Source organism: Arthrobacter sp. 001422645 (genome assembly GCF_059816125.1).
In genome coordinates, this window is sequence record NZ_JCBANT010000016.1 from 65,203 (window position 1) to 85,663 (window position 20,461).

The following is a 20,461-nucleotide window of genomic DNA, read 5'->3' on the forward strand; positions in this document are numbered from 1 at the left end:
CGACATGATTGCATTTACCGCGGCGGAAATCGCCGACATAACCAACGGCCGCCTGGCCGCCGAGCCGGGGATCACCCCCGGCTCCGTGGTGACCGATTCCCGGGAAGCGGCCTCGGGCTCCCTCTACGTGGCCAAACCGGGGGAGACGGCCGACGGCCACGACTTCGTTGCCGCCGCCTTCGAACGCGGCGCCGTGCTGGCGCTGGTGGAACACGACGTCGCCAACGACGCCGGGGTCAACTACCCCGCCGTCGTGGTCCAGGATTCGGTCCTCGCGATGGGCGCCCTTGCGGCGGAGGCCGTCCGGCGGATCCGCGCCAGCCGCGCCGCCGCCGGCGCGACGCTGACCGTCATCGGGATCACCGGATCCGCCGGCAAAACCACCACCAAGGACCTGCTGGCGGGAATTCTCGCCGCCGAAGGAACCACCATTGCCCCGCAGGGCTCCTATAACGGCGAAGTCGGCGTTCCGCTCACGGTCTTCAAAGCCGGCGTCGACACCCGTTATCTCGTGATCGAGATGGGCGCCACGGGGGTAGGCCACATCAGCTACCTTGCGGACATGGTCCGCCCCGACATCGGCGTGGTTCTTGGCGTCGGTACCGCCCACGCCGGGGAATTCGGCGGCGTCGAGAACATTGCCCTCGCGAAGGGCGAACTCGTCGAAGCCCTGCCATCCACCGGAACCGCCATCCTCAACCTGGACGATGCGCGGGTGGCCGCCATGGCCAAACGAACCCGGGCCACGGTCCTTGGCTACACCGCGCAGGCCGCCCGCGGAGGCGGATCAGACGCAGCCGGTGGGGGAGCAGTCGGTTCAGAATCAGCCGGTGCTGACCTGGTCCGCGCGGAAGGAGTCGGGCTGAATGCCGGCGGCAACCCCGAATTCGAACTTTTCCTGCCCGGCGACACCGCCGGGCACCACGTCTCAGCCAAACTGATCGGGGCGCACCACATCGCCAACCTGCTGGCCGCAGCGGCAGCCGCCCATGCCGCCGGCGTTCCGGCCGCACGGATCGCCGCCTCGCTGAGCGCGCAGACCGCCGCCAGCCGCTGGCGGATGGAACGCACCGAGCGGGCCGACGGCGTCACCGTCATCAACGATGCGTACAACGCCAACCCGGAGTCCATGCGCGCGGCCTTGCGCACGCTTGCGGACCTGGGAAGGGGCCGCCGGACCTGGGCCGTGCTGGGCGCCATGCTCGAGCTCGGCCCCGACTCCATCCGCGAACACATGGCGGTGGGAACGCAGGTGGTCCGGCTCAATATCTCCCGGCTCGTCGTCGTGGGACGCGAGGCCCGTTCGCTCTACGTCTCCGCCGTCAACGAGGGGTCCTGGGGCGACGAATGCGTCTTCGCCGAGACGCCGGAGGAGGCCTACAACCTGTTGCAGGCGGAGCTGGAGCCCGGCGACCTGGTGCTGTTCAAGTCTTCCAACAGCATCGGGCTGCGTCATCTGGGCGATCGGATAGCATTACCCCCACAGGCCCCCGGGACCGCTGCGGGTTCCGCTGAAGGGCAGGCTGCCGAAAAAGCTGCCGGAGACACCGCCGGAACCGCCACTGAAGGGAGTGCGCTGCTGTGATTGCACTGCTGATGGGGGCCGGGCTGGCCTTGCTGTTTGCCTTCCTGGGCACGCCGCTGTTTATCCGCTTCCTGGTCCGGAAGAGCTACGGGCAATTCATCCGGGATGACGGACCCACCACACACCACACCAAACGCGGCACCCCCACCATGGGAGGCACGGTGGTGGTCCTGGCAGTGCTAGCGAGCTACGGCATCACCCACCTCGTGATGTGGATGATCAACCCGGCCTCGCCGGGCCCGTCCGCTTCGGCCCTGCTGCTGCTGTTCCTGATGGTCGGCATGGGGCTGGTGGGCTTCCTGGATGACTTCATCAAGATCTCCAAGCAGCGCAGCCTCGGCCTGAACGCCAAGGCCAAACTGATCCTGCAGGCTGCCGTGGGCATCATCTTTGCGATCCTCGCGCTCTATTTCCCGGACGAGAACGGTGTGACGCCCGCGTCGTACCAGATCTCCCTGGTCCGGGACATCCCGTGGCTGAACCTGGCCTTCGCCGGCACCCTCCTGGGCACCATCCTCTTCGTGCTCTGGTCGAACCTCATCATCACCGCCGCCACCAACGGCGTGAACCTGACGGACGGACTCGACGGCCTGGCCGCCGGCGCCTCCATCATGGTCTTCGGCGCCTACACGCTGATGGGCATCTGGCAGAGCAACCAGTCCTGCGGTTCGCCGCGGCAGGCCGGCTCGGGCTGCTACATCGTCCGGGACCCGCTGGACCTGGCCCTGCTTGCCGCCATCCTCAGCGCGGCGCTGGTCGGCTTCCTGTGGTGGAACACCTCCCCGGCGAAAATCTTCATGGGCGACACCGGATCACTGGCCATTGGCGGCGCCGTCGCTGGCTTCGCGATCCTCTCCCGGACCGAACTGCTGCTCGCCTTCATCGGCGGACTCTTCGTCCTGATCACGCTGTCGGTCATCATCCAGGTGGGCTACTTCAAAATCACCAAGGGCAAACGGTTCTTCAAGATGGCCCCGCTCCAGCACCACTTTGAGCTCAAAGGCTGGGCGGAGGTCACAGTGGTGGTCCGGTTCTGGATCCTGTGCGGACTCTTTGTCGCCGCCGGGCTGGGCATTTTCTACGCCGAATGGGTGGTACTCCTGTGACCAGTCCGATTCCCGCGCCCCTCACCACATCACCCCGGCTTGAGAACCTGGTCACCTGGGACTCCGACTGGGCCGGGCTGCGGGTGGTTGTCACCGGCATCGGGATCTCCGGCTTCGCCGCCGCCGACACGCTGATCGAACTTGGCGCCCGCGTGGTGGTTGTGGACGCTGCCACGGGACCGAAAGCCCAGGCCCAGGCGGACACCCTGCGGATCGTCGGGGCCGCCGACGTCCTGCTGGGCGAGGACGCCGTGAACACCATCCCCAAAATCGACGGTGACAAGCCGGACCTGATTGTCACCTCCCCGGGCTGGCGCCCGGACCAGGCCCTGCTCGCGGCGGCAGCCCGGGCCCACATCCCGGTCTGGGGCGACGTCGAACTCGCGTGGCGGGTCCGGGAACGCAAGGGACGCAAGACCGCGGACTGGCTCACCATCACCGGCACCAACGGAAAGACCACAACCGTGGGGCTGACCGAATCGATGCTGCAGGCCGCAGGACTCAAAGCCATCGCCGTCGGCAACGTCGGCACACCCATCCTGGACGCCCTGCGCGACCCGGTGGACTACGACGTCTTCGCCGTCGAGCTCTCCAGCTTCCAGCTGCACTGGAGCCATTCCGTCTCCCCGGTGGCAAGCGTCTGCCTCAACGTCGCCGAGGACCATGTGGACTGGCACGGATCCTATGCGTCGTACCTGGCGGACAAGGCGAAGGTCTACGAAAACACCCAAAAGGCGTGCATCTACAACGCCGAGCAGATCGAAACCGAACGCATGGTGGAAGACGCCGACGTCGTCGAGGGCTGCCGGGCGGTGGCCTTCACCACCGTCACGCCGGCCGTCAGCATGCTCGGCGTCGTCGAGGGCCTCCTGGTGGACCGCGCCTTCATCGCCGAGCGCAAGGACAGCGCCGCCGAGCTGGCGTCCGTAGCGGACCTCGGCGCCGTCGCGCCACGCCACATGGTGGCCAATGCCCTGGCAGCGGCGGCCCTGGTCCGGGCCTACGGCGTGGAGCCGTCCGCCGTCCGCAAGGGCCTGCTGAACTACCTGCCGGGGGACCACCGCATCCAGCTCGTCGCCCGGCACGAGGGCGTCCTCTGGGTCAATGACTCCAAAGCCACCAACCCGCATGCAGCCGCGGCATCCCTCTCCGCGTTCGAAAACGTCGTGTGGATAGCGGGCGGGCTGTCCAAAGGCGTGAACTACGAGGCGCTGGTCCAGGAGCACGCCCGCCGGCTCAAGGCTGTGGTCCTGATCGGGGCGGACTCCAGCGATCTGCGCTCCGCGCTGCAGCGACACGCGCCGGATGTCCCCGTGATCGGCGAGGCGAAGGGCGAAACTGAAGACGTGCAGACTGCCGGTACGGCCGACGCCCAAGCAGGACCATCACCGATTTTCGGTGAGACTGTGATGGCCCGGGCCGTTGCTGCGGCGGCGCAGCTTGCCGCCTCCGGGGACACTGTGCTCCTGGCCCCGGCGGCTGCATCCATGGACCAGTTCTCTTCCTACGCTCACCGTGGCGACGCCTTCATCGAAGCTGTCCGCGAGCTCGTGGAAGGGCAGGCTCAGACCAGCGAGGAGTAACTATGGTCAGCACGCCCACACGTTCGCCCGCGGCCTCACCGGCCGCAACCAAGCCGACGGCGGCCAGGACGGCGCCAGCCCAGGCACCCTCAGGCCCTCAGGCGGCCGGCCGCAAGGTCCGGGACTGGTACCGGGGGTTCTGGTCCGCCCTTGAAGGAACGGGCAAGTCCCGCAACGGATCCACGTACTACCTGATCCTGGGTTCCACCCTCGCTCTGACGGCGATCGGCATCATGATGGTGCTCTCCGCCTCGAGCGTCGAGGCCATCGCAGCGGGGGAGTCGCCGTACACGGCGGCGCTCAAGCAGGGGCTGTTCGCCGGGATCGGCCTGTTTGGCATGTTCCTGCTTTCCCGGGTCAACGTGGTCTGGCTCAAGCGCGGCGCCTGGATCGCCATCATCGTCGCGTTCGTCCTGCTGGTGCTGGTGCTGGTCATCGGCCGCAGCGCCCTCGGCAACAAGAACTGGATCGACGTCGGGCCCTTCACGTTCCAGCCGTCCGAGGCGGCCAAACTGGCGCTTGCCCTCTGGATGGCCACCGTGCTGGACCGCAAGGCCAAGCTGCTGTCCCAGGCAAAGCACGCCCTGGTCCCCGTGGTGCTCCCGGGCGCCGCCGGAATTGTCGGGCTCATCCTGATGGGCAACGACCTTGGCACCGCCATGATCGTCATGATGATCACGGCGGCCGCCCTGTTCTTCGCCGGGGTGCGGCTGTACCTGTTCGGGATCGCCGGCGTCATCATCGCCGCGGGCACCGCCGTCATGGCCATCACGAGCCCCAACCGCGTCTGCCGCATCCTGTCCTGGACGGGGCAAACCTGCGCGGACGGCTCCGACCTGAACTACCAGTCGACCAACGGCCTGTACGGTCTGGCTTCCGGCGGGTGGTTCGGGGTAGGGCTGGGGCAGAGCCGGCAGAAGTACAGCTGGATCCCGGAAGCACACAATGACTTCATCTTCGCCATCATCGGCGAGGAACTGGGACTCGTCGGAACCCTCGTGGTGCTGGTGCTCTTCGCCATCCTCGGCACCGCCATCTACCGGGTGGTTGTGGCCCAGAAGGACATGTTCCACCGCGTCCTGGCCGGCACCATCATGGTCTGGCTGCTGGGCCAGGCGACGGTCAACATGGCCGTGGTCACCGGGCTGGCCCCCGTGGTGGGAATCCCGCTCCCTTTCATTTCCTACGGCGGCTCGGCCCTGCTCATGTCCCTGTGCGCAATCGGCGTAGTGTTGTCCCTGGCCCGGGCACAGATGGCGCCGGGCCTCCAGCCGAAACGGCTCTTCCGGTTCGGCCCGGCCGGGCTGGCGGCGTCGCTGCGGAAGCGGATCGCGGCACGCGGCGCAGCGACGGCCACAACCGGCAACGCAGTCAAGACAGCCGGCACAACTTCCGGTAAAACAGCCAAGACCGCACACCGGACCGCAGCCGGCAACGAAGCCAGGAAACCGCCTCCCAACACGTCGGCCCGTACCGCGCCAACCACCAGAACGCCGGCTGCCACAACGCCGGCCGCCAGGACGCCGTCCACCCGAACTCCCGCCCCCAGAAATCCCGCACGAAAGCGCAATAGGCCTTTATGAACACCGAGTCGTCTTTGTCCGTCGTCCTTGCCGGCGGCGGAACAGCCGGACACATCAGCCCGCTCCTGGCCATCGCGCACGCCCTCCGCGAGGCCCGCCCCGACGTGCGGCTGCTGGCCGTAGGAACACCAGGCGGCATGGAAGCCCGCTTGGTACCGGCCGCAGGGGTTGACCTCGCCACGATCAGCCGGGTCCCTTTCCCCCGACGGCCCTCGCTGGACCTGTTCCGGCTACCCGGACGGCTGGCGGGCGCCGTCAAGCAGGCCGGTGTCATCCTTGAGGACGCCCAAGCGGACGTCCTGGTGGGCGTCGGCGGCTATGTCTGCACACCGATGTACTTCGCGGCGTGGCGCCGTAAGATCCCCATTGTCATCCACGAGGCGAACACACGCCCCGGGCTGGCGAACCGGGTGGGAGCACGGCTGGGCGGACACGTTGCCGTGGCGTTCGCAGCGACCAGGCTGGGCGCCTCCCGGCACGTCGGCATGCCGATGCGCGGGGAGATCTCAAGCCTCGACCGGACCGCTGCCAGGGCCGCGGCGCGGGCAGCCCTGGGACTGGACCCGGACCGTCCGGTCCTGATCGTGACCGGCGGCTCCTCGGGCGCCCAGAGCATCAACCGCACCATTGCGGCGTCGGTCGGCCTCCTGGCGGAGTCCGGCATCCAGACCCTGCACATCACCGGGCGGGACAAAGCCGTCCACGACGTCGACGGCAAGCCACTCGCTGCACGCGGCTACCAGCAGCGCGAATACGTCGACGGCATGGAAACGGTGTACGCCGCGGCGGACCTGCTGCTGGCCCGCTCCGGCGCCGCGACGGTCTGCGAGGTCGCCGCCGTCGGCGTTCCGGCAGTTTTCGTTCCGCTGCCGATCGGCAACGGCGAACAGGCGCTCAACGCCGCCGGCCTCGTCGAAGCGGGAGGCGCCCTACTCGTGGAGGACAGCACGTTTTCTCCCGCCTGGGTCCGCGAGCACATCATCCCGCTGCTGCAGGATCCGGACCGGCTCGCCAGAATGGCCGCAAGCGCCGAAAAGCTCGGGATCCGTGACGCCGACCAGCGCATGGTAGGCCTCGTCCTGGAAGCGGCCCAGGTAAACCCACCATCAGCAAAGCCCTCGAAGCAGCACGGCAGGAAGCGGTAGAGGAATGACCCAGCCCGAACACCAGCACACCACCACGGCCACCCGCACGGCGGCGTCCCTCGGCCGGGTGCATTTCATCGGCATCGGCGGCGTGGGAATGTCCGCCGTGGCCCGCATCATGGTGGCCCGCGGGCTGCCGGTCAGCGGCTCCGACGCCAAGGACCTGCCGGTCATGGCAGACCTTGCCGCGGCCGGCGCCCGGATCTGTGTCGGCTACGACGCCGCCAACCTGGGCGACGCGCAGAGCGTGGTGGCGGGCTCAGCCATCCGCCCGGACAACCCCGAACTGGCAGCGGCGCGGGCCGCCGGGCTGCCGGTGCTCCACCGCTCCGAGGCACTCGCGGCCGCGATGGCGCAGGACACCGCAGTGACGGTGGCCGGCACACACGGCAAGTCCACCACCACGTCAATGATTGCCGTCCTCCTGCAGGGCGCGGGCCTGGACCCGTCGTTCGCCATCGGCGCGAACGTGCCCGCACTGGGCGTCAACGCCGCCAGCGGCAGTACCCCCATCTTCGTCGCGGAAGCGGACGAATCCGACGGGTCCTTCCTGAACTACCGCCCGCAGATCGCCGTCGTCACCAACGTCGAACCGGACCACCTCGACCACTACGGCACCGCCGAGGCCGTCTACGCCTCCTTCGACCGCTTCACCGCACTGCTCCCGGCCGACGGAGTCCTGGTTGCCTGCGCGGACGACGCCGGAGCCAGGGCCCTGGCCCTGCGGACGCTCGAGCGCGGCAACACCCGCGTGGTGCTCTACGGCACCGGCGATGACGCCCATCTTGTGCTGCACGACGGAGGCCCGGGAGACGTTGCCATCAGCACTCCCGCCGGCCGCTTCCCCCTCGAGCTGCACGTTCCCGGACGGCACAACGCCCTCAACGCGGCGGCGGCGTTCGCCGTCGCCCTTGAACTTGGCGTGGATCCCGCGGTTGCCGCCAGCGCCCTGTCGCACTTCACCGGGGCATCCCGGCGCTTCGAATTCAAGGGTGAGGGCCGCGGCATCCGGGTCTACGACGACTACGCGCACCACCCCACCGAAGTGCGGGCGGCCCTGTCCGCGGCACGGTCGGTGGCCGGCGGCCACAAGCTGCACGTCCTCTTCCAGCCGCACCTGTTTTCCCGGACCCGGGAATTCGCCGAAGAGTTCGCCGCGGCCCTCAACACCGCGGACACGGCCCTGGTCCTGGACATCTATCCCGCCCGCGAAGATCCGATTCCGGGCGTGAGCAGCCAACTGATCGCCGCGCACCTTGGCGCCGGCGGGAGGCTCGTCGGACCGGGCACGGAGGCAGTGCAGTCCCTTGTGTCCGCCGCCGGGCCGGGGGACATCGTGCTCACCATCGGCGCCGGCGACGTCACGGCCTACGGGCCGCTGATCGTTGCAGCCCTGAACGACCGCGCTGACCTGAACGACAGGGCTGACCTTAACGACGGAGTGCCCGGTGCCTAGCACCCGCCGCCCCGGCTACACGGCGGGCGCACGCCGGTCCCCGTCAGGGAACGGGGCCTCGGCGACGCCGGACGTCATTTCGGCGTCCAAAGACAGCAGGGACAGCCCTGGGAGCACAGACAGGGCAAACGGCCCCGAATCCGGCACCCCACGCGCCGCGTCGGGACCCGCAGCCGGAGCCGCAGCGAAACAGGCGGCCCTGCCGGCCCGGGACAACGTGCTGTCCTTCCCCGAACCAAAGGCCAGGCGCCGCAAACGCATCGTCGTGGGCACCATCGCCACCCTGGCGGTGCTGGTCGCGGGGATCGTCGCCGGGGCTGTCTACTCTCCGGTCCTCGCGCTGCAGACAGTGAGCGTGGAGGGGACGAAACTGCTGACGGCGGCCCAGATCCAGAAGGCCCTCGCCCCGCTACAGGGCAAGCCCCTGCCGCAGATCAGCGACGGCGACGTCGCGGCCCTCCTGAAACCGCTGGTCCAGGTCAAAGCAGTCACCACCCAGGCCCGCCCGCCGTCCACGTTGCAGGTCAAGGTGACCGAACGCGTGCCGGTGGCCCTGGTCAAACAGGGCAAGGCCCACCAGCTGGTGGACGCCGACGGTGTGAAGCTCAGCGACTCCGCCGACCCGGCGGCGATTAAGCTGCCGGTCATCGACGGCGGAGGCGGCACGCTGCCCAAGGACCTGTTCCATGCCATCACCGGGGTCTTGGGCGCGCTGCCCGCCGATGTGCTGGCCCGGCTTTCCAACGCCTCGGCGAAGTCGGTGGACGCCGTTGAACTCAAGCTCGTGGACGGCCAGACGATCGTGTGGGGCAACGCGGGGGACAAGGAGCTGAAGGCCAGGGTCCTCGAGGCCCTGCTGAAGGTGCCTGCGGACCCGGCCAACCCGGTCCGGATCTACGATGTCAGTGTGCCGCGGCACCCGGTCACCCGATAGCTGCCGATCACTTGGCAGCGGAACGGCGGGGCGGCAGGAAGACACCAAAAGAGGCGATTTCAGCGGTATTACCGCGACACGCGGCGCCGGTTATTGAATGTCATCACACAAGGAAATAGCGTCACAGCATGAGTTACTTGACATAACTATAACCTTCAAGTCGAAGGTTAAGGTTCAAAGCTTCAAGCCCGACTCCATCAGTTTTCGCAATAGAACACGAACAAGGGACACGTAACGTGGCAGCTCCGCAGAATTACTTGGCCGTCATCAAGGTCGTCGGCATCGGCGGCGGTGGCGTGAACGCAGTCAACCGCATGATCGAGGTCGGTCTTCGCGGCGTCGAGTTCATCGCGGTCAACACCGATGCGCAGGCATTGTTGATGAGCGATGCAGACGTCAAGCTCGACATCGGGCGTGAGCTGACGCGCGGCCTGGGAGCCGGTGCGAATCCTGAGGTGGGCCGGCAGGCTGCCGAGGACCACGCCGAGGAAATCGAAGAGGTCATCCGCGGCGCTGACATGGTGTTCGTCACCGCCGGCGAGGGTGGCGGCACCGGCACCGGCGGCGCGCCCGTCGTGGCCCGGATCGCACGCTCCCTCGGTGCGCTGACCATCGGCGTCGTCACCCGCCCGTTCACCTTCGAAGGCCGCCGCCGCGCCGGCTCCGCGGAGGCCGGCATTGACGCCCTCCGCGATGAAGTGGACACGCTCATCGTCATCCCGAACGACCGCCTGCTGTCCATCAGTGACCGCAACGTCTCCGTCCTGGACGCGTTCCGTTCCGCCGACCAGGTCCTGCTGTCCGGTGTCCAGGGCATCACCGACCTGATCACCACCCCCGGCCTGATCAACCTTGACTTCGCCGACGTCAAGTCCGTGATGCAGGGTGCAGGTTCGGCCCTGATGGGCATCGGCTCGGCCCGGGGCGAGGACCGCGCCGTCAAGGCTGCGGAGCTGGCCATCGCCTCGCCGCTGCTGGAAGCATCCATTGACGGCGCCCACGGCGTCCTGCTGTCCATCCAGGGCGGCTCGGACCTGGGCCTCTTCGAAATCAACGAGGCTGCACGGCTGGTCCAGGAAGTCGCCCACCCCGAAGCCAACATCATCTTCGGTGCGGTCATCGACGATGCGCTCGGCGACGAAGCGCGCGTTACCGTCATTGCCGCCGGCTTCGACGACGTCAAGGCGACCTCGCCGTCCATGGACCAGTCCCTTCCGCAGGCGGCACCGCAGCGCCCGGCGGCCCCGGCCGCAGCCCCGGCTCCGGTCCAGGCTCCGTCCTCGGCCCAGGTCCAGCCGCTGCACGCCACGGTTGGTGCCTCCGGTTACGGCGGCTGGGGCCAGCAGCGTCCGTCCGCGGTCCCTGCAGACTCCGGATTCGACGTCGACCTTCCGTCCGTCGTGGAGCCGGACCTGTCCGGCCGCCACTCCGACGACCTGGATGTCCCCGACTTCCTCAAGTAGGTCCTGAAGCACCATGGCACTGCCGGATGGCAGTGCCATGGTGCTTTCTCGTAGGATCGTAGTTCTGTAAACACGTTCGGCAACGATCTGGGGTTTTGAATGTTCTCGTGGCGGGCCGAAGTACGGCCGGGCGTCTGGGTGGCTTTTACCGACGCCGCAGCCGGCAACCTGGCGCTCCATGTCGGCGACAGCCCGTTGGACGTCCGGCGCCGGCGCGGGGACGTCGCAGCCGCCGCGGGGCTCGCCGGCCGGCCCTTCCGGTACATGAACCAGGTCCACGGCAACGAGGTGGCCGTCATCGGCGCCGCGACGGCGGCCGGCCGCCGTGTTGCTGCCCCCGACGCTGACGCCCGTGTTGCTGCCCCTACCGCTGACGCCATGGTCTCCCTGGGGGAGCCCCTGGCCGTGATGGTGGCGGACTGTGTGCCGGTTGTCCTGGTGGGGGACCGGGCCGACGGCGAAACTCCGGTACTCGCCGTGGTGCATGCCGGCCGCCCCGGCGTTGCCTCCGGTGTCGTCCCGGCCGCCATCACGCGGATGCGGGAACTGGGCGCGGCCCGGCTCAGCGCCTGGATTGGCCCGTCCGTCTGCGGACGATGCTACGAGGTCCCCGAGGACATGCGCCGCGATGTCGCCGCCAGGGTGCCCGCCGCATGGTGCACCACGGCCCGGGGCACACCGGGCCTGGACCTGCCGGCCGCCGTCCGCAGCCAACTGCAGGACGCCGGCGTGGCGGTCGAATACTCCGGCAACTGCACCCTGGAAGACGAACAGCTGTTCTCCTACCGCCGCGACCCGGACACCGGGCGATTCGCCGGACTCGTGTGGACGGACCGAGCCGATGAATGAACACCCCAATACGCAGCAGCCCGACGGCGGTCACACTGATCCGCGGCTCGACCAGCTCCGGGAGCGGCTCGCCGCCGTCCGGGAACGGATCAGCAGCGCCGCTGCCGCAGCCGGCCGGGCGGAATCGCCGCCGCAGCTGATCGTGGTCACCAAATTCCATCCTGCCGAGGACGTCCGGCGGCTCGCCGCCCTGGGCGTCACGGACGTGGGCGAGAACCGGGACCAGGAGGCCTCGGAGAAAGCGGCCGCACTGGCCGGGCTGGAGCTGCGCTGGCACTTCATCGGCCAGCTTCAGAGCAACAAAGCCAAATCTGTCGTGAAGTATGCCCATGCCGTGCACTCCGTGGACCGGCTCCCGCTGGCCGGTGCCCTGGCCAAGGCCATGGCCGCCGAACAGGAACGTACCGGGCGGGCGCCGCTGGAGTGCTTCATCCAGGTGAGCCTCGACGACGACGCCGGCGGACACCGCGGAGGCGCACTTCCGGCGGACGTCCCGGCACTGGCCGAGCAGTTGGCCGGCTCGGCCGGCATCCGCCTCGCGGGCGTCATGGCCGTCGCCCCCTTCGGCGCGGATCCGGTCCCGGCCTTCGAGAAACTCGCGGAGCTCTCGGCGCGCCTCACGGCAGTCCACCCCGGCGCCACGGGAATTTCCGCGGGCATGAGCCAGGACCTGGAACAGGCCGTCCGCCTGGGGGCGACACACCTTCGCGTTGGCTCCGATATTCTCGGTCCGCGTCCGGCGTTGCGGTAGGTTCAACGTATTGGAAGGTAATGGCGGGGATTCCAAGGCTGCTTAGTCATTGATCGGCCCGCTCACGGACACGATTAGGAGTCGACCATGGCCGGCGCTCTGCGCAAGACAATGATCTATCTTGGGCTCGCCGACGGCGACGAACACTACGAGTCCGAACACCAAACATCGCACAAGGATGAGGACGATTCCATGGAGCATGACCGGGAAGAGCGCCGTGCACCGGCGCCTGTCCGCGAGGTCCCCAGGGAAGAGCCCTACGCCGCTGAAGAGGAATATCGCGCACCTGTGACACCCATTAAGCGAGCGGCATCGAGCCGCGAAGATCACACCGGGCTCCGCCAGATCACCACGATCCACCCGCGGTCCTACAACGATGCCAAACTCATTGGTGAAAGCTTCCGTGACGGCATCCCCGTCATCATGAACGTCACTGACATGGGCGAGGCGGATGCCAAGCGGCTCGTCGACTTCTCCGCCGGGCTGGTCTTCGGACTGCGCGGCAGCATCGAGCGCGTGACGAACAAGGTCTTCCTGCTCTCGCCGTCGTACGTCGAAGTCATCGGCGATGACAAGAAGGTCAGCGAGACACAGGCGAGCTTCTTCAACCAGAGCTAGTCCGGATTCTGCCCAAGGATGCCAGGCGGGGACACCCTGCCTGGCATCCTTGCTGAATTATCCGTGTTGAAATAGAGGCGTAACTATCAAGAGGACACTGCGGTATCCGGAATGAACATGGAGATATGAGATAACTCATGGGAATTGTTTTCGGACTTGTCTATATCGCACTGCTGTTGTTTTTTGTTGCCCTCATCGTCCGCCTGGTCTTCGACTGGGTGCAGATGTTTGCGCGGAGCTGGCGGCCGCGCGGCGTGGCGCTCGTCACCGCCCACGCCGTGTATTCGGTCACAGACAAACCCCTCAAACTGCTCCGCCGGCTCATTCCGCCGCTGCGGCTGGGCGGAATCTCGCTGGACCTTGGCTTCCTACTCCTGTTCGTGGCAGTCACCATCGCCATGGGAGTGGCCAAGTTCCTGGTCGTGTCCCAGCCCATCACGGCGTAGCCGGGCGGCGGACCTGGTCCGCGGCCCAAACTGATAGAAACTCCGGTTTGACACTGCGGTGTTGAATTAGAGGAACCAGACCATATTTAGGTACCGTAGTTTTGACGGCCGGAAGGCCTACTGACTAACTAGACCAACGAGGTGACCAGATGGCTTTGACGCCAGAAGACGTTGTCAACAAGCGCTTTCAGCCGACCAAGTTCCGCGAAGGCTACGACCAGGACGAAGTTGATGACTTCCTGGACGAGATCGTCGTCGAACTGCGACGCCTGAACCAGGAGAACGACGAGCTCCGCAAGAAGCTCGCCGAACTGGGCGCCGGCACGCCTGCCAGCTCCGCCGCCGCGGCTCCCGTCGTGGAAAAGGTCCCGGCACCCGTCAAGGCCGATAAGGACAAGGAAGACCGCGCCAAGGCAGAAGCTGAGGCCAAGGCCGCCGAAGCCGCCAAGGCCGCTGAGGTTGCCAAGAAGAAGGAAGCCGAGCAGGCGGCCGCACCGGCCCGCAGCGCCGCTACTCCGGCTGCCGAGTCCGCTGCAGGGCTGCTGGCCATGGCGCAGCAGATGCACGACAAGCACGTCGCCGACGGCGAGCAGCAGCGCGACAAGATCATCGCCGAAGCGCAGATCGAGGCCAGCAGCCTCGTCAACGATGCCCAGGAGAAGTCCCGCAAGATCCTCGGCGCCCTCGAGCAGCAGCGCTCCGTGCTGGAACGCAAGGTCGAGCAGCTCCGCGGCTTCGAACGCGACTACCGTTCACGCCTGAAGGCCTACATTGAAGGCCAGCTGCGTGACCTGGACGCCCGTGGCTCCGTGGCCGCTCCTGAGGTCGAAGCAAGCTAGGGCCAAAAGCAAAGTATTCTGATAGCCGGTGGCTGAGGATTCCTCGGCCGCCGGCTTTTGGCATTAACCGCAGGTTCCGCCGGCGGCAGTGCCCAAGCAACCAGCTCCCAGTCCCCGCACTGGCCCGTGAACGAAAGCCCTATGACTGACGCATCATCACCTGACGCCGCGCAGCCCGCTGAGTCCGACGAAGCACGTCCCATCAAGCCGCGGCCGCGGCGGGCCCTGCTGCTCTCCTTGTTCTTTGGCCTGGCGGCCTTCGCCTATGCCTTCGACCAGCTGACCAAACTGTGGGTCACCGCCAACATGACCGAGGGGGAGCGGATTCCCGTCCTGCCCCCGCTCCTGCATTGGTACTACATCCGCAACTCCGGTGCCGCCTTCTCCATCGGCGAGAACGTCACCTGGGTGTTCACGATCATCATGACCGCGGTGGCGATCGCCATCCTGCTGCAGCTGCGGAAACTCGGCTCGCTCTGGTGGGCCCTGGCGCTCGGGCTGCTCCTCGGCGGCGCCCTGGGCAACCTCACAGACCGCCTGTTCCGCGAACCCTCGTTCGCCATGGGCCATGTGGTGGACTTCATCCAGTTGCCCAATTTCGCGATCTTCAACATCGCCGACTCAGCCGTAGTGTCCTCGGTAGTGATCATCTGCCTGCTCACGCTGCGCGGGATCTCCCTGGACGGCTCGCACCCCACGAAGGACACAGTGAACCATGACTCCTAGGGACACGGCGCCTGAGCACACGACGCCCGAAGACCTCACGCCCGAAGACCTGGCCACTTCCGGCACACTGCCGGAGGACATCCTGCCGGAGGACGTCGACGACGAATTCACAGCCGACGACACCGGGGCGGGGTCCGCCGCGACACCGGCAGCATCCTTCCGCTTTGTGGTCCCGGACGAACTGGCCGGGACCCGCGTGGATGCCGGGCTGGCGAAGCTCATGGATATCTCCCGTTCGCAGGCCGCCGTGCTGATCGGCGAGGGCAACGTCAGCAGCGGGGACAAAGCGGTCGGAAAATCGCTCAAGCTTGCCCCCGGCACCGTACTCGACGTCGTCGTCCCGGCGCGCCGGGACCCCCTGGAAATTGTGGAGGAAGTCGTGGAGGACCTGACCATCCTGCTGGACGATGACGAATTTGTCGTCATCGACAAACCGGTCGGCGTGGCCGCGCATCCCTCGCCCGGCTGGGTGGGACCCACCGTCGTCGGCGGCCTCGCCGGCCTCGGCTACCGGATCTCGACCTCCGGCGCGCCGGAACGCGCGGGCATCGTCCACCGGCTCGACGTCGGGACGTCCGGGGTGATGGTGGTCGCCAAAACGGAAGAGGCGTACACAGCCCTTAAGCGCGCCTTCAAGGAACGCACCGTGGACAAGGTCTACCACGCCGTCGTCCAGGGCCTGCCGGACCCGCTGGCCGGCACCATTGACGCGCCGATCGGCCGCCACCCGGGCCACGACTGGCGCTTCGCCGTGATTGAAGACGGCCGGGATTCCATCACGCACTACGAGGTCCTGGAGGCGTTCGGCAAGGCGTCGCTGGTGGAAGTCCACCTCGAAACCGGCCGTACGCACCAGATCCGGGTGCACTTTTCCGCCTTGCGCCACCCCTGCGCCGGCGACCTGACCTACGGCGCGGACCCGCGGCTCGCCGCCACGCTGGGGCTCACCCGGCAGTGGCTGCACGCGCGGCAGCTGTCCTTCGCCCATCCCCGGACCGGGGAACAGGTCACCGTCACCAGCGAGTACCCGCAGGACCTGCGGTACGCCCTGGAGGTTCTGGAGTCCGGACAGGCCTGATTGGCTGCCCGGGCTGCGGTCCGCTGCCCGGGTCCCGCGGTGCGATCGGGCGGCGTCCGGAGTGCCGCGCTGAATCGTCCGTGCGCGGCACTAGAATGATTCGGTGACTTCCAGCAACAAATCGTTCGTTCATCTCCACAACCACACCGAATACTCCATGCTGGACGGTGCCGCCCGGCTGGGGGAGCTGTTCGACGAAACCGAACGGCTGGGCATGCCTGCCCTCGCCACCACGGACCACGGCTACCTGTTCGGAGCCTTCGACTTCTGGAAGCGGGCCACGGACCAGGGCATCAAGCCGATCATCGGCGTCGAGGCCTACGTCACCCCCGGAACCGCACGCACGGACAAGACCCGCGTCCGGTGGGGCGAGGAAAACCAGCGCAAGGACGATATCTCCGGCGGCGGTTCCTACACGCACATGACGCTGCTCAGCTACAACAACAAGGGCATGCGGAACCTCTTCCGTGCGTCGTCGATCGCCTCCTTGGACTCGGTCTTCGGCAAATGGCCCCGGCTGGACCGCGAGCTGCTGAACACCTACTCGGAAGGCCTGATCGCCACCACCGGCTGCCCGTCGGGCGAGGTCCAGACGAGGCTCCGGCTCGGCCAGTACCGGGAAGCCGTCGAGGCGGCCGCCGAATTCCGCGACATCTTCGGCGCCGAGAACTACTTCTGCGAACTCATGGACCACGGCCTGGACATCGAGCGGCGCGTCACCGGCGACCTGCTGCGGCTGGCCAAGGAACTAAACCTGCCGCTGGTGGCCACCAACGATCTTCACTACACCCACGAACACGACGCCAAGGCGCACGAGGCCCTGCTGGCCATCCAGTCCGGTTCCACTCTCCTGGAACCGACGTACGACAACGGCGGATCCCGGTTCGCCTTTTCGGGCAGCGGCTACTACCTGAAGTCACCCCAGGAGATGCGGGAGTTGTTCCGGGACCACCCGGAGGCGTGCGACAACACACTGCTGATCGCCGAGCGCTGCGAAGTGTCGTTCAACACCGGGGCCAACTACATGCCCCGGTTCCCCTGCCCGGAAGGGGAGGACGAGACGTCCTGGCTGGTCAAGGAAGTCGACAAGGGACTCCGCTACCGCTATCCCCAGGGCATCCCCGACAAGGTGCGCACCCAGGCCGACTACGAACTGGGCGTCATCAATTCCATGGGGTTCCCGGGCTACTTCCTGGTCGTGGCCGACTTCATCAACTGGGCCAAAAACAACGGCATCCGGGTGGGCCCCGGACGTGGCTCGGGCGCAGGTTCCATGGTGGCCTACGCCATGCGCATCACCGACCTCGATCCGCTGCACCACGGCCTGATCTTCGAGCGCTTCCTCAACCCGGACCGCGTCTCCATGCCTGACTTCGACGTCGACTTCGATGACCGGCGCCGCTCCGAAGTGATCGACTATGTCACACGCAAATACGGCGACGAGCGTGTCGCCATGATCGTCACCTACGGCACCATCAAGACCAAGCAGGCGCTCAAGGACTCCTCACGCGTGCTGGGCTACCCGTTCAGCATGGGCGAGACGCTCACCAAGGCACTGCCGCCGGCCGTGATGGCCAAGGACATCCCGCTCGCCGATATCCAGAACAAGGACTCCAAGCGGTACAGCGAGGCCGGCGACTTCCGGCAGCTCATCGCCACCGACCCGGAAGCCGCCAAGGTGTTCGAGACGGCGCTCGGCATCGAGGGCCTGAAGCGGCAGTGGGGTGTCCACGCGGCCGGCGTCATCATGTCCTCGGACCCGATCATCGACGTCATCCCGATCATGCGCCGCTTCCAGGACGGCCAGGTCATCACACAGTTCGACTACCCGACGTCCGAGGGCCTCGGCCTGATCAAGATGGACTTCCTCGGCCTCCGGAACCTCACGATCATTTCGGACGCCCTCGAAAACATCAAGATGAACCGCGGTGTGGACCTGGACCTGGAGTCCCTGGAGCTCGACGACGCGGCGTCCTACGAGCTCCTGGCCCGCGGCGACACCCTCGGCGTGTTCCAGCTCGACGGCGGCCCGATGCGGTCCCTGCTCAAGCTCATGAAGCCTGACAACTTCGAAGACATCTCCGCCGTGCTGGCGCTCTACCGGCCGGGCCCCATGGGCGCCAACGCCCACACCGACTATGCGCTGCGCAAGAACAAGATCCAGGAAGTCATTCCGATCCACCCGGAACTCGAGGAACCACTCGCCGAGATCCTTGGCGGAACCTACGGCCTGATCGTGTACCAGGAGCAGGTCATGGCCGTGGCGCAGAAGCTCGCCGGGTACACGCTGGGCCAGGCAGACATCCTGCGCCGGGCCATGGGCAAGAAGAAGAAATCCGAGCTGGACAAGCAGTTCGCCGGGTTCTCCCAGGGTATGCAGGACAACGGCTACTCCATGGCCGCGGTCAAGACCCTGTGGGACATCCTCCTGCCGTTCTCCGACTACGCGTTCAACAAGGCACACTCGGCCGCCTACGGCGTGATCTCCTACTGGACGGCGTACCTCAAGGCGCACTACGCGCCGGAGTACATGGCCGCCCTGCTCACCAGCGTCGGCGACGACAAGGACAAGTCGGCCATCTACCTCAACGAATGCCGGCGCATGGGCATCACGGTGCTGCCGCCGGACGTCAACGAGTCCGCCCTGAACTTCACCCCCGTCGGCAACGACATCCGCTTCGGCATGGGCGCCATCCGCAACGTCGGCGTGAACGCCGTCGAGGCCATGGTGGCGGCGCGCGAAAAGGAGGGCGCCTACACGTCCTTCAAGGACTACCTGATGAAGGTCCCGGCCGTGGTGTGCAACAAGCGCACCATCGAGTCCCTGATCAAGGCCGGCGCGTTCGACTCCCTGAACCACCACCGGCGCGCCCTGGCGATGATCCACGAAGAAGCCATCGACTCCGTCATCACGCTCAAGCGCAACGAGGCGATCGGCCAGTTCGACCTCTTCGCCGGGTTCGACGAAGCGGAATCCGAGGCGTCACTGAGCATCGAAATCCCCGATCTGCCCGAATGGGACAAAAAGGACAAACTCTCCTTCGAACGCGACATGCTCGGGCTCTACGTCTCGGACCACCCGCTGCAGGGCCTCGAAGGACTGCTGAGCCAGCACGCCGACCAGTCCATCACCTCGATCATCGCCGAGGACGGCCCGCACGACGGCGCCATCGTCACCATCGCCGGGATGATCACCTCGCTGAGCCGGCGGATCGCGAAAGCCAGCGGCAACGCCTACGCCCGCGCGGAGATCGAGGACCTGGGCGGCTCCGTCGAGGTCATGTTCTTCGGCCAGGTCTACGGCCCCATCGCGTCCGTCCTGGCGGAAGACCTGATCGTGGTGGTCAAGGGGCGGCTGCAGCGCCGTGACGACGGCGCCATCGCCCTGAACTGCATGGAACTCTCCGTCCCGGACCTCAGCGAGGGCCTCAACGGGCCGCTCGTGATCACGGTGCAGACGCACAAGGCGACCGAAGCCGTGGTGACCGAGCTGGGAGACGTGCTGCGGACCCACCGCGGCAAGTCCGAGGTGCGGCTGCACCTGCAGGGCGACTCCCGCGTGGAGGTCATGGGCCTGCCTGTGCATCTGCGGGTCAACCCCAGCCCGTCATTGTTCGGAGACCTCAAGGTGCTCCTCGGTCCCACCTGCCTGGATAACTAATCATCTGCAGGGGGCTCTCCGGCCGCCGAAGTGACAGTTGATGCCCATGCCGCGCAAGGACATGGGCGTTAAGTGTCACCTCGGCGGGTGAAGGCGCGGCTCAGATCTCGTAGTCCAGCGGCACGGGCTGGCCGTAGGAGCCGGAGTGGTAGAGCAGGGGAGCGCCGTCAGCGCCCACTTCACCTTCCACGACCTCGACCACTACCACGGCGTTGTTCTCGAAGGAGAGACGCATCTGGACCTTGCCGATCAGCCAGCCGGCAACATCATTGAGGATCGGCACGTCGTGGGGTCCGAGCGCCCAGTGGTCGCCCTCGAATCGGTTGCTGGTCCGGGCGAAGCGGTCGGCCAGCTCCTGGTTTTCCAGCCCCAGCATGTGGACGCCGATGTAGGTGGTGTTGGCCACGGCCGGCCAGGAGCTCGAGGTCCGGGCCATGTTGAAGGTGAACCGGGGCGGCTTCGCCGAGAGCGATGCCACGGAGGTTGCCGTGAATCCGAAGGGAACACCGTTGAAGTTGGCCGTGATGATGGCCACGCCGGCGGCGTGCCGGCGGAACATCTCCCGAAAAGTTCCCTCGAAGGCTTGGTCCTCTGTGGCCACTGCGATCCAACTCCCTGCTGCGTGTGTGATGTTCCTA

At 67.0% G+C, this 20,461-nt stretch carries 16 protein-coding genes and 1 pseudogene; 16 read left to right on the forward strand and 1 reads right to left on the reverse strand.

Annotation, left to right across the window (positions count from 1 at the left end; translation table 11 throughout):
* The first annotated feature begins 4 nt into the window (after window positions 1–4).
* The 16 genes and pseudogenes from AC6EUH_RS15445 (at window position 5) to dnaE (ending at window position 19,823) form a co-directional block, all read left to right on the forward strand.
* Entirely contained in the window at window positions 5–1,585 is a 1,581-nt protein-coding gene (locus AC6EUH_RS15445; protein WP_499739192.1) for a UDP-N-acetylmuramoyl-tripeptide--D-alanyl-D-alanine ligase, read from the forward strand.
* Entirely contained in the window at window positions 1,582–2,691 is a 1,110-nt protein-coding gene (mraY, locus tag AC6EUH_RS15450) for a phospho-N-acetylmuramoyl-pentapeptide-transferase (protein WP_056431208.1), read from the forward strand. The genes AC6EUH_RS15445 and mraY overlap by 4 nt, the downstream gene beginning before the upstream one ends.
* Window positions 2,673–4,274 (forward strand): UDP-N-acetylmuramoyl-L-alanine--D-glutamate ligase, encoded by a 1,602-nt coding sequence (gene murD, locus AC6EUH_RS15455; RefSeq protein WP_056431211.1) that lies wholly within the window; start codon window positions 2,673–2,675, stop codon window positions 4,272–4,274. The genes mraY and murD overlap by 19 nt, the downstream gene beginning before the upstream one ends.
* A 2-nt stretch (window positions 4,275–4,276) precedes the next feature.
* Window positions 4,277–5,572: pseudogene (gene ftsW / locus AC6EUH_RS15460) on the forward strand (putative lipid II flippase FtsW); the annotation flags it as partial.
* Between the two features lie 281 nt (window positions 5,573–5,853).
* Window positions 5,854–7,002, forward strand: a complete 1,149-nt coding sequence (gene murG / locus AC6EUH_RS15465; protein ID WP_499739193.1) for an undecaprenyldiphospho-muramoylpentapeptide beta-N-acetylglucosaminyltransferase — start codon at window positions 5,854–5,856, stop codon at window positions 7,000–7,002.
* Window positions 7,003–7,006: 4 nt separating this feature from the next.
* A complete protein-coding gene (gene murC, locus AC6EUH_RS15470) occupies window positions 7,007–8,458 on the forward strand; it encodes a UDP-N-acetylmuramate--L-alanine ligase (RefSeq protein ID WP_499739194.1) in 1,452 nt (483 codons plus the stop codon).
* Window positions 8,451–9,392 (forward strand): cell division protein FtsQ/DivIB, encoded by a 942-nt coding sequence (locus AC6EUH_RS15475; RefSeq protein ID WP_499739195.1) that lies wholly within the window; start codon window positions 8,451–8,453, stop codon window positions 9,390–9,392. The genes murC and AC6EUH_RS15475 overlap by 8 nt, the downstream gene beginning before the upstream one ends.
* 236 nt (window positions 9,393–9,628) lie before the next feature.
* Window positions 9,629–10,855: a cell division protein FtsZ gene (gene ftsZ, locus AC6EUH_RS15480; RefSeq protein WP_056431226.1), complete on the forward strand. Its 1,227-nt coding sequence runs from the start codon at window positions 9,629–9,631 to the stop codon at window positions 10,853–10,855.
* A gap of 99 nt (window positions 10,856–10,954) precedes the next feature.
* Window positions 10,955–11,704, forward strand: a complete 750-nt coding sequence (locus AC6EUH_RS15485; RefSeq protein WP_499739196.1) for a purine nucleoside phosphorylase YfiH/LACC1 family protein — start codon at window positions 10,955–10,957, stop codon at window positions 11,702–11,704.
* Complete coding sequence (locus tag AC6EUH_RS15490; RefSeq protein ID WP_056431238.1) at window positions 11,697–12,455, forward strand: YggS family pyridoxal phosphate-dependent enzyme; 759 nt, start codon at window positions 11,697–11,699, stop codon at window positions 12,453–12,455. The genes AC6EUH_RS15485 and AC6EUH_RS15490 overlap by 8 nt, the downstream gene beginning before the upstream one ends.
* Before the next feature lie 87 nt (window positions 12,456–12,542).
* The gene (locus tag AC6EUH_RS15495) at window positions 12,543–13,073 is read left to right on the forward strand and encodes a cell division protein SepF (RefSeq protein WP_056431241.1); all 531 of its coding nucleotides are present in this window, start codon (window positions 12,543–12,545) and stop codon (window positions 13,071–13,073) included.
* A gap of 137 nt (window positions 13,074–13,210) precedes the next feature.
* Window positions 13,211–13,519: a YggT family protein gene (locus AC6EUH_RS15500; protein ID WP_056431244.1), complete on the forward strand. Its 309-nt coding sequence runs from the start codon at window positions 13,211–13,213 to the stop codon at window positions 13,517–13,519.
* 149 nt (window positions 13,520–13,668) lie between these two features.
* Complete coding sequence (locus AC6EUH_RS15505; RefSeq protein WP_056431247.1) at window positions 13,669–14,358, forward strand: DivIVA domain-containing protein; 690 nt, start codon at window positions 13,669–13,671, stop codon at window positions 14,356–14,358.
* A gap of 141 nt (window positions 14,359–14,499) precedes the next feature.
* On the forward strand, window positions 14,500–15,084 hold the full coding sequence (gene lspA / locus AC6EUH_RS15510) for a signal peptidase II (protein ID WP_056431248.1): 585 nt from the start codon (window positions 14,500–14,502) through the stop codon (window positions 15,082–15,084).
* Window positions 15,074–16,162, forward strand: a complete 1,089-nt coding sequence (locus AC6EUH_RS15515) for an RluA family pseudouridine synthase (RefSeq protein ID WP_268753760.1) — start codon at window positions 15,074–15,076, stop codon at window positions 16,160–16,162. The genes lspA and AC6EUH_RS15515 overlap by 11 nt, the downstream gene beginning before the upstream one ends.
* A gap of 103 nt (window positions 16,163–16,265) precedes the next feature.
* Complete coding sequence (gene dnaE / locus AC6EUH_RS15520) at window positions 16,266–19,823, forward strand: DNA polymerase III subunit alpha (protein ID WP_056431251.1); 3,558 nt, start codon at window positions 16,266–16,268, stop codon at window positions 19,821–19,823.
* Between the two features lie 100 nt (window positions 19,824–19,923).
* Here the strand turns inward: dnaE and AC6EUH_RS15525 are convergent, their stop codons facing one another.
* The gene (locus tag AC6EUH_RS15525; RefSeq protein ID WP_200913066.1) at window positions 19,924–20,382 is read right to left on the reverse strand and encodes a flavin reductase family protein; all 459 of its coding nucleotides are present in this window, start codon (window positions 20,380–20,382) and stop codon (window positions 19,924–19,926) included.
* Window positions 20,383–20,461 lie beyond the last annotated feature (79 nt).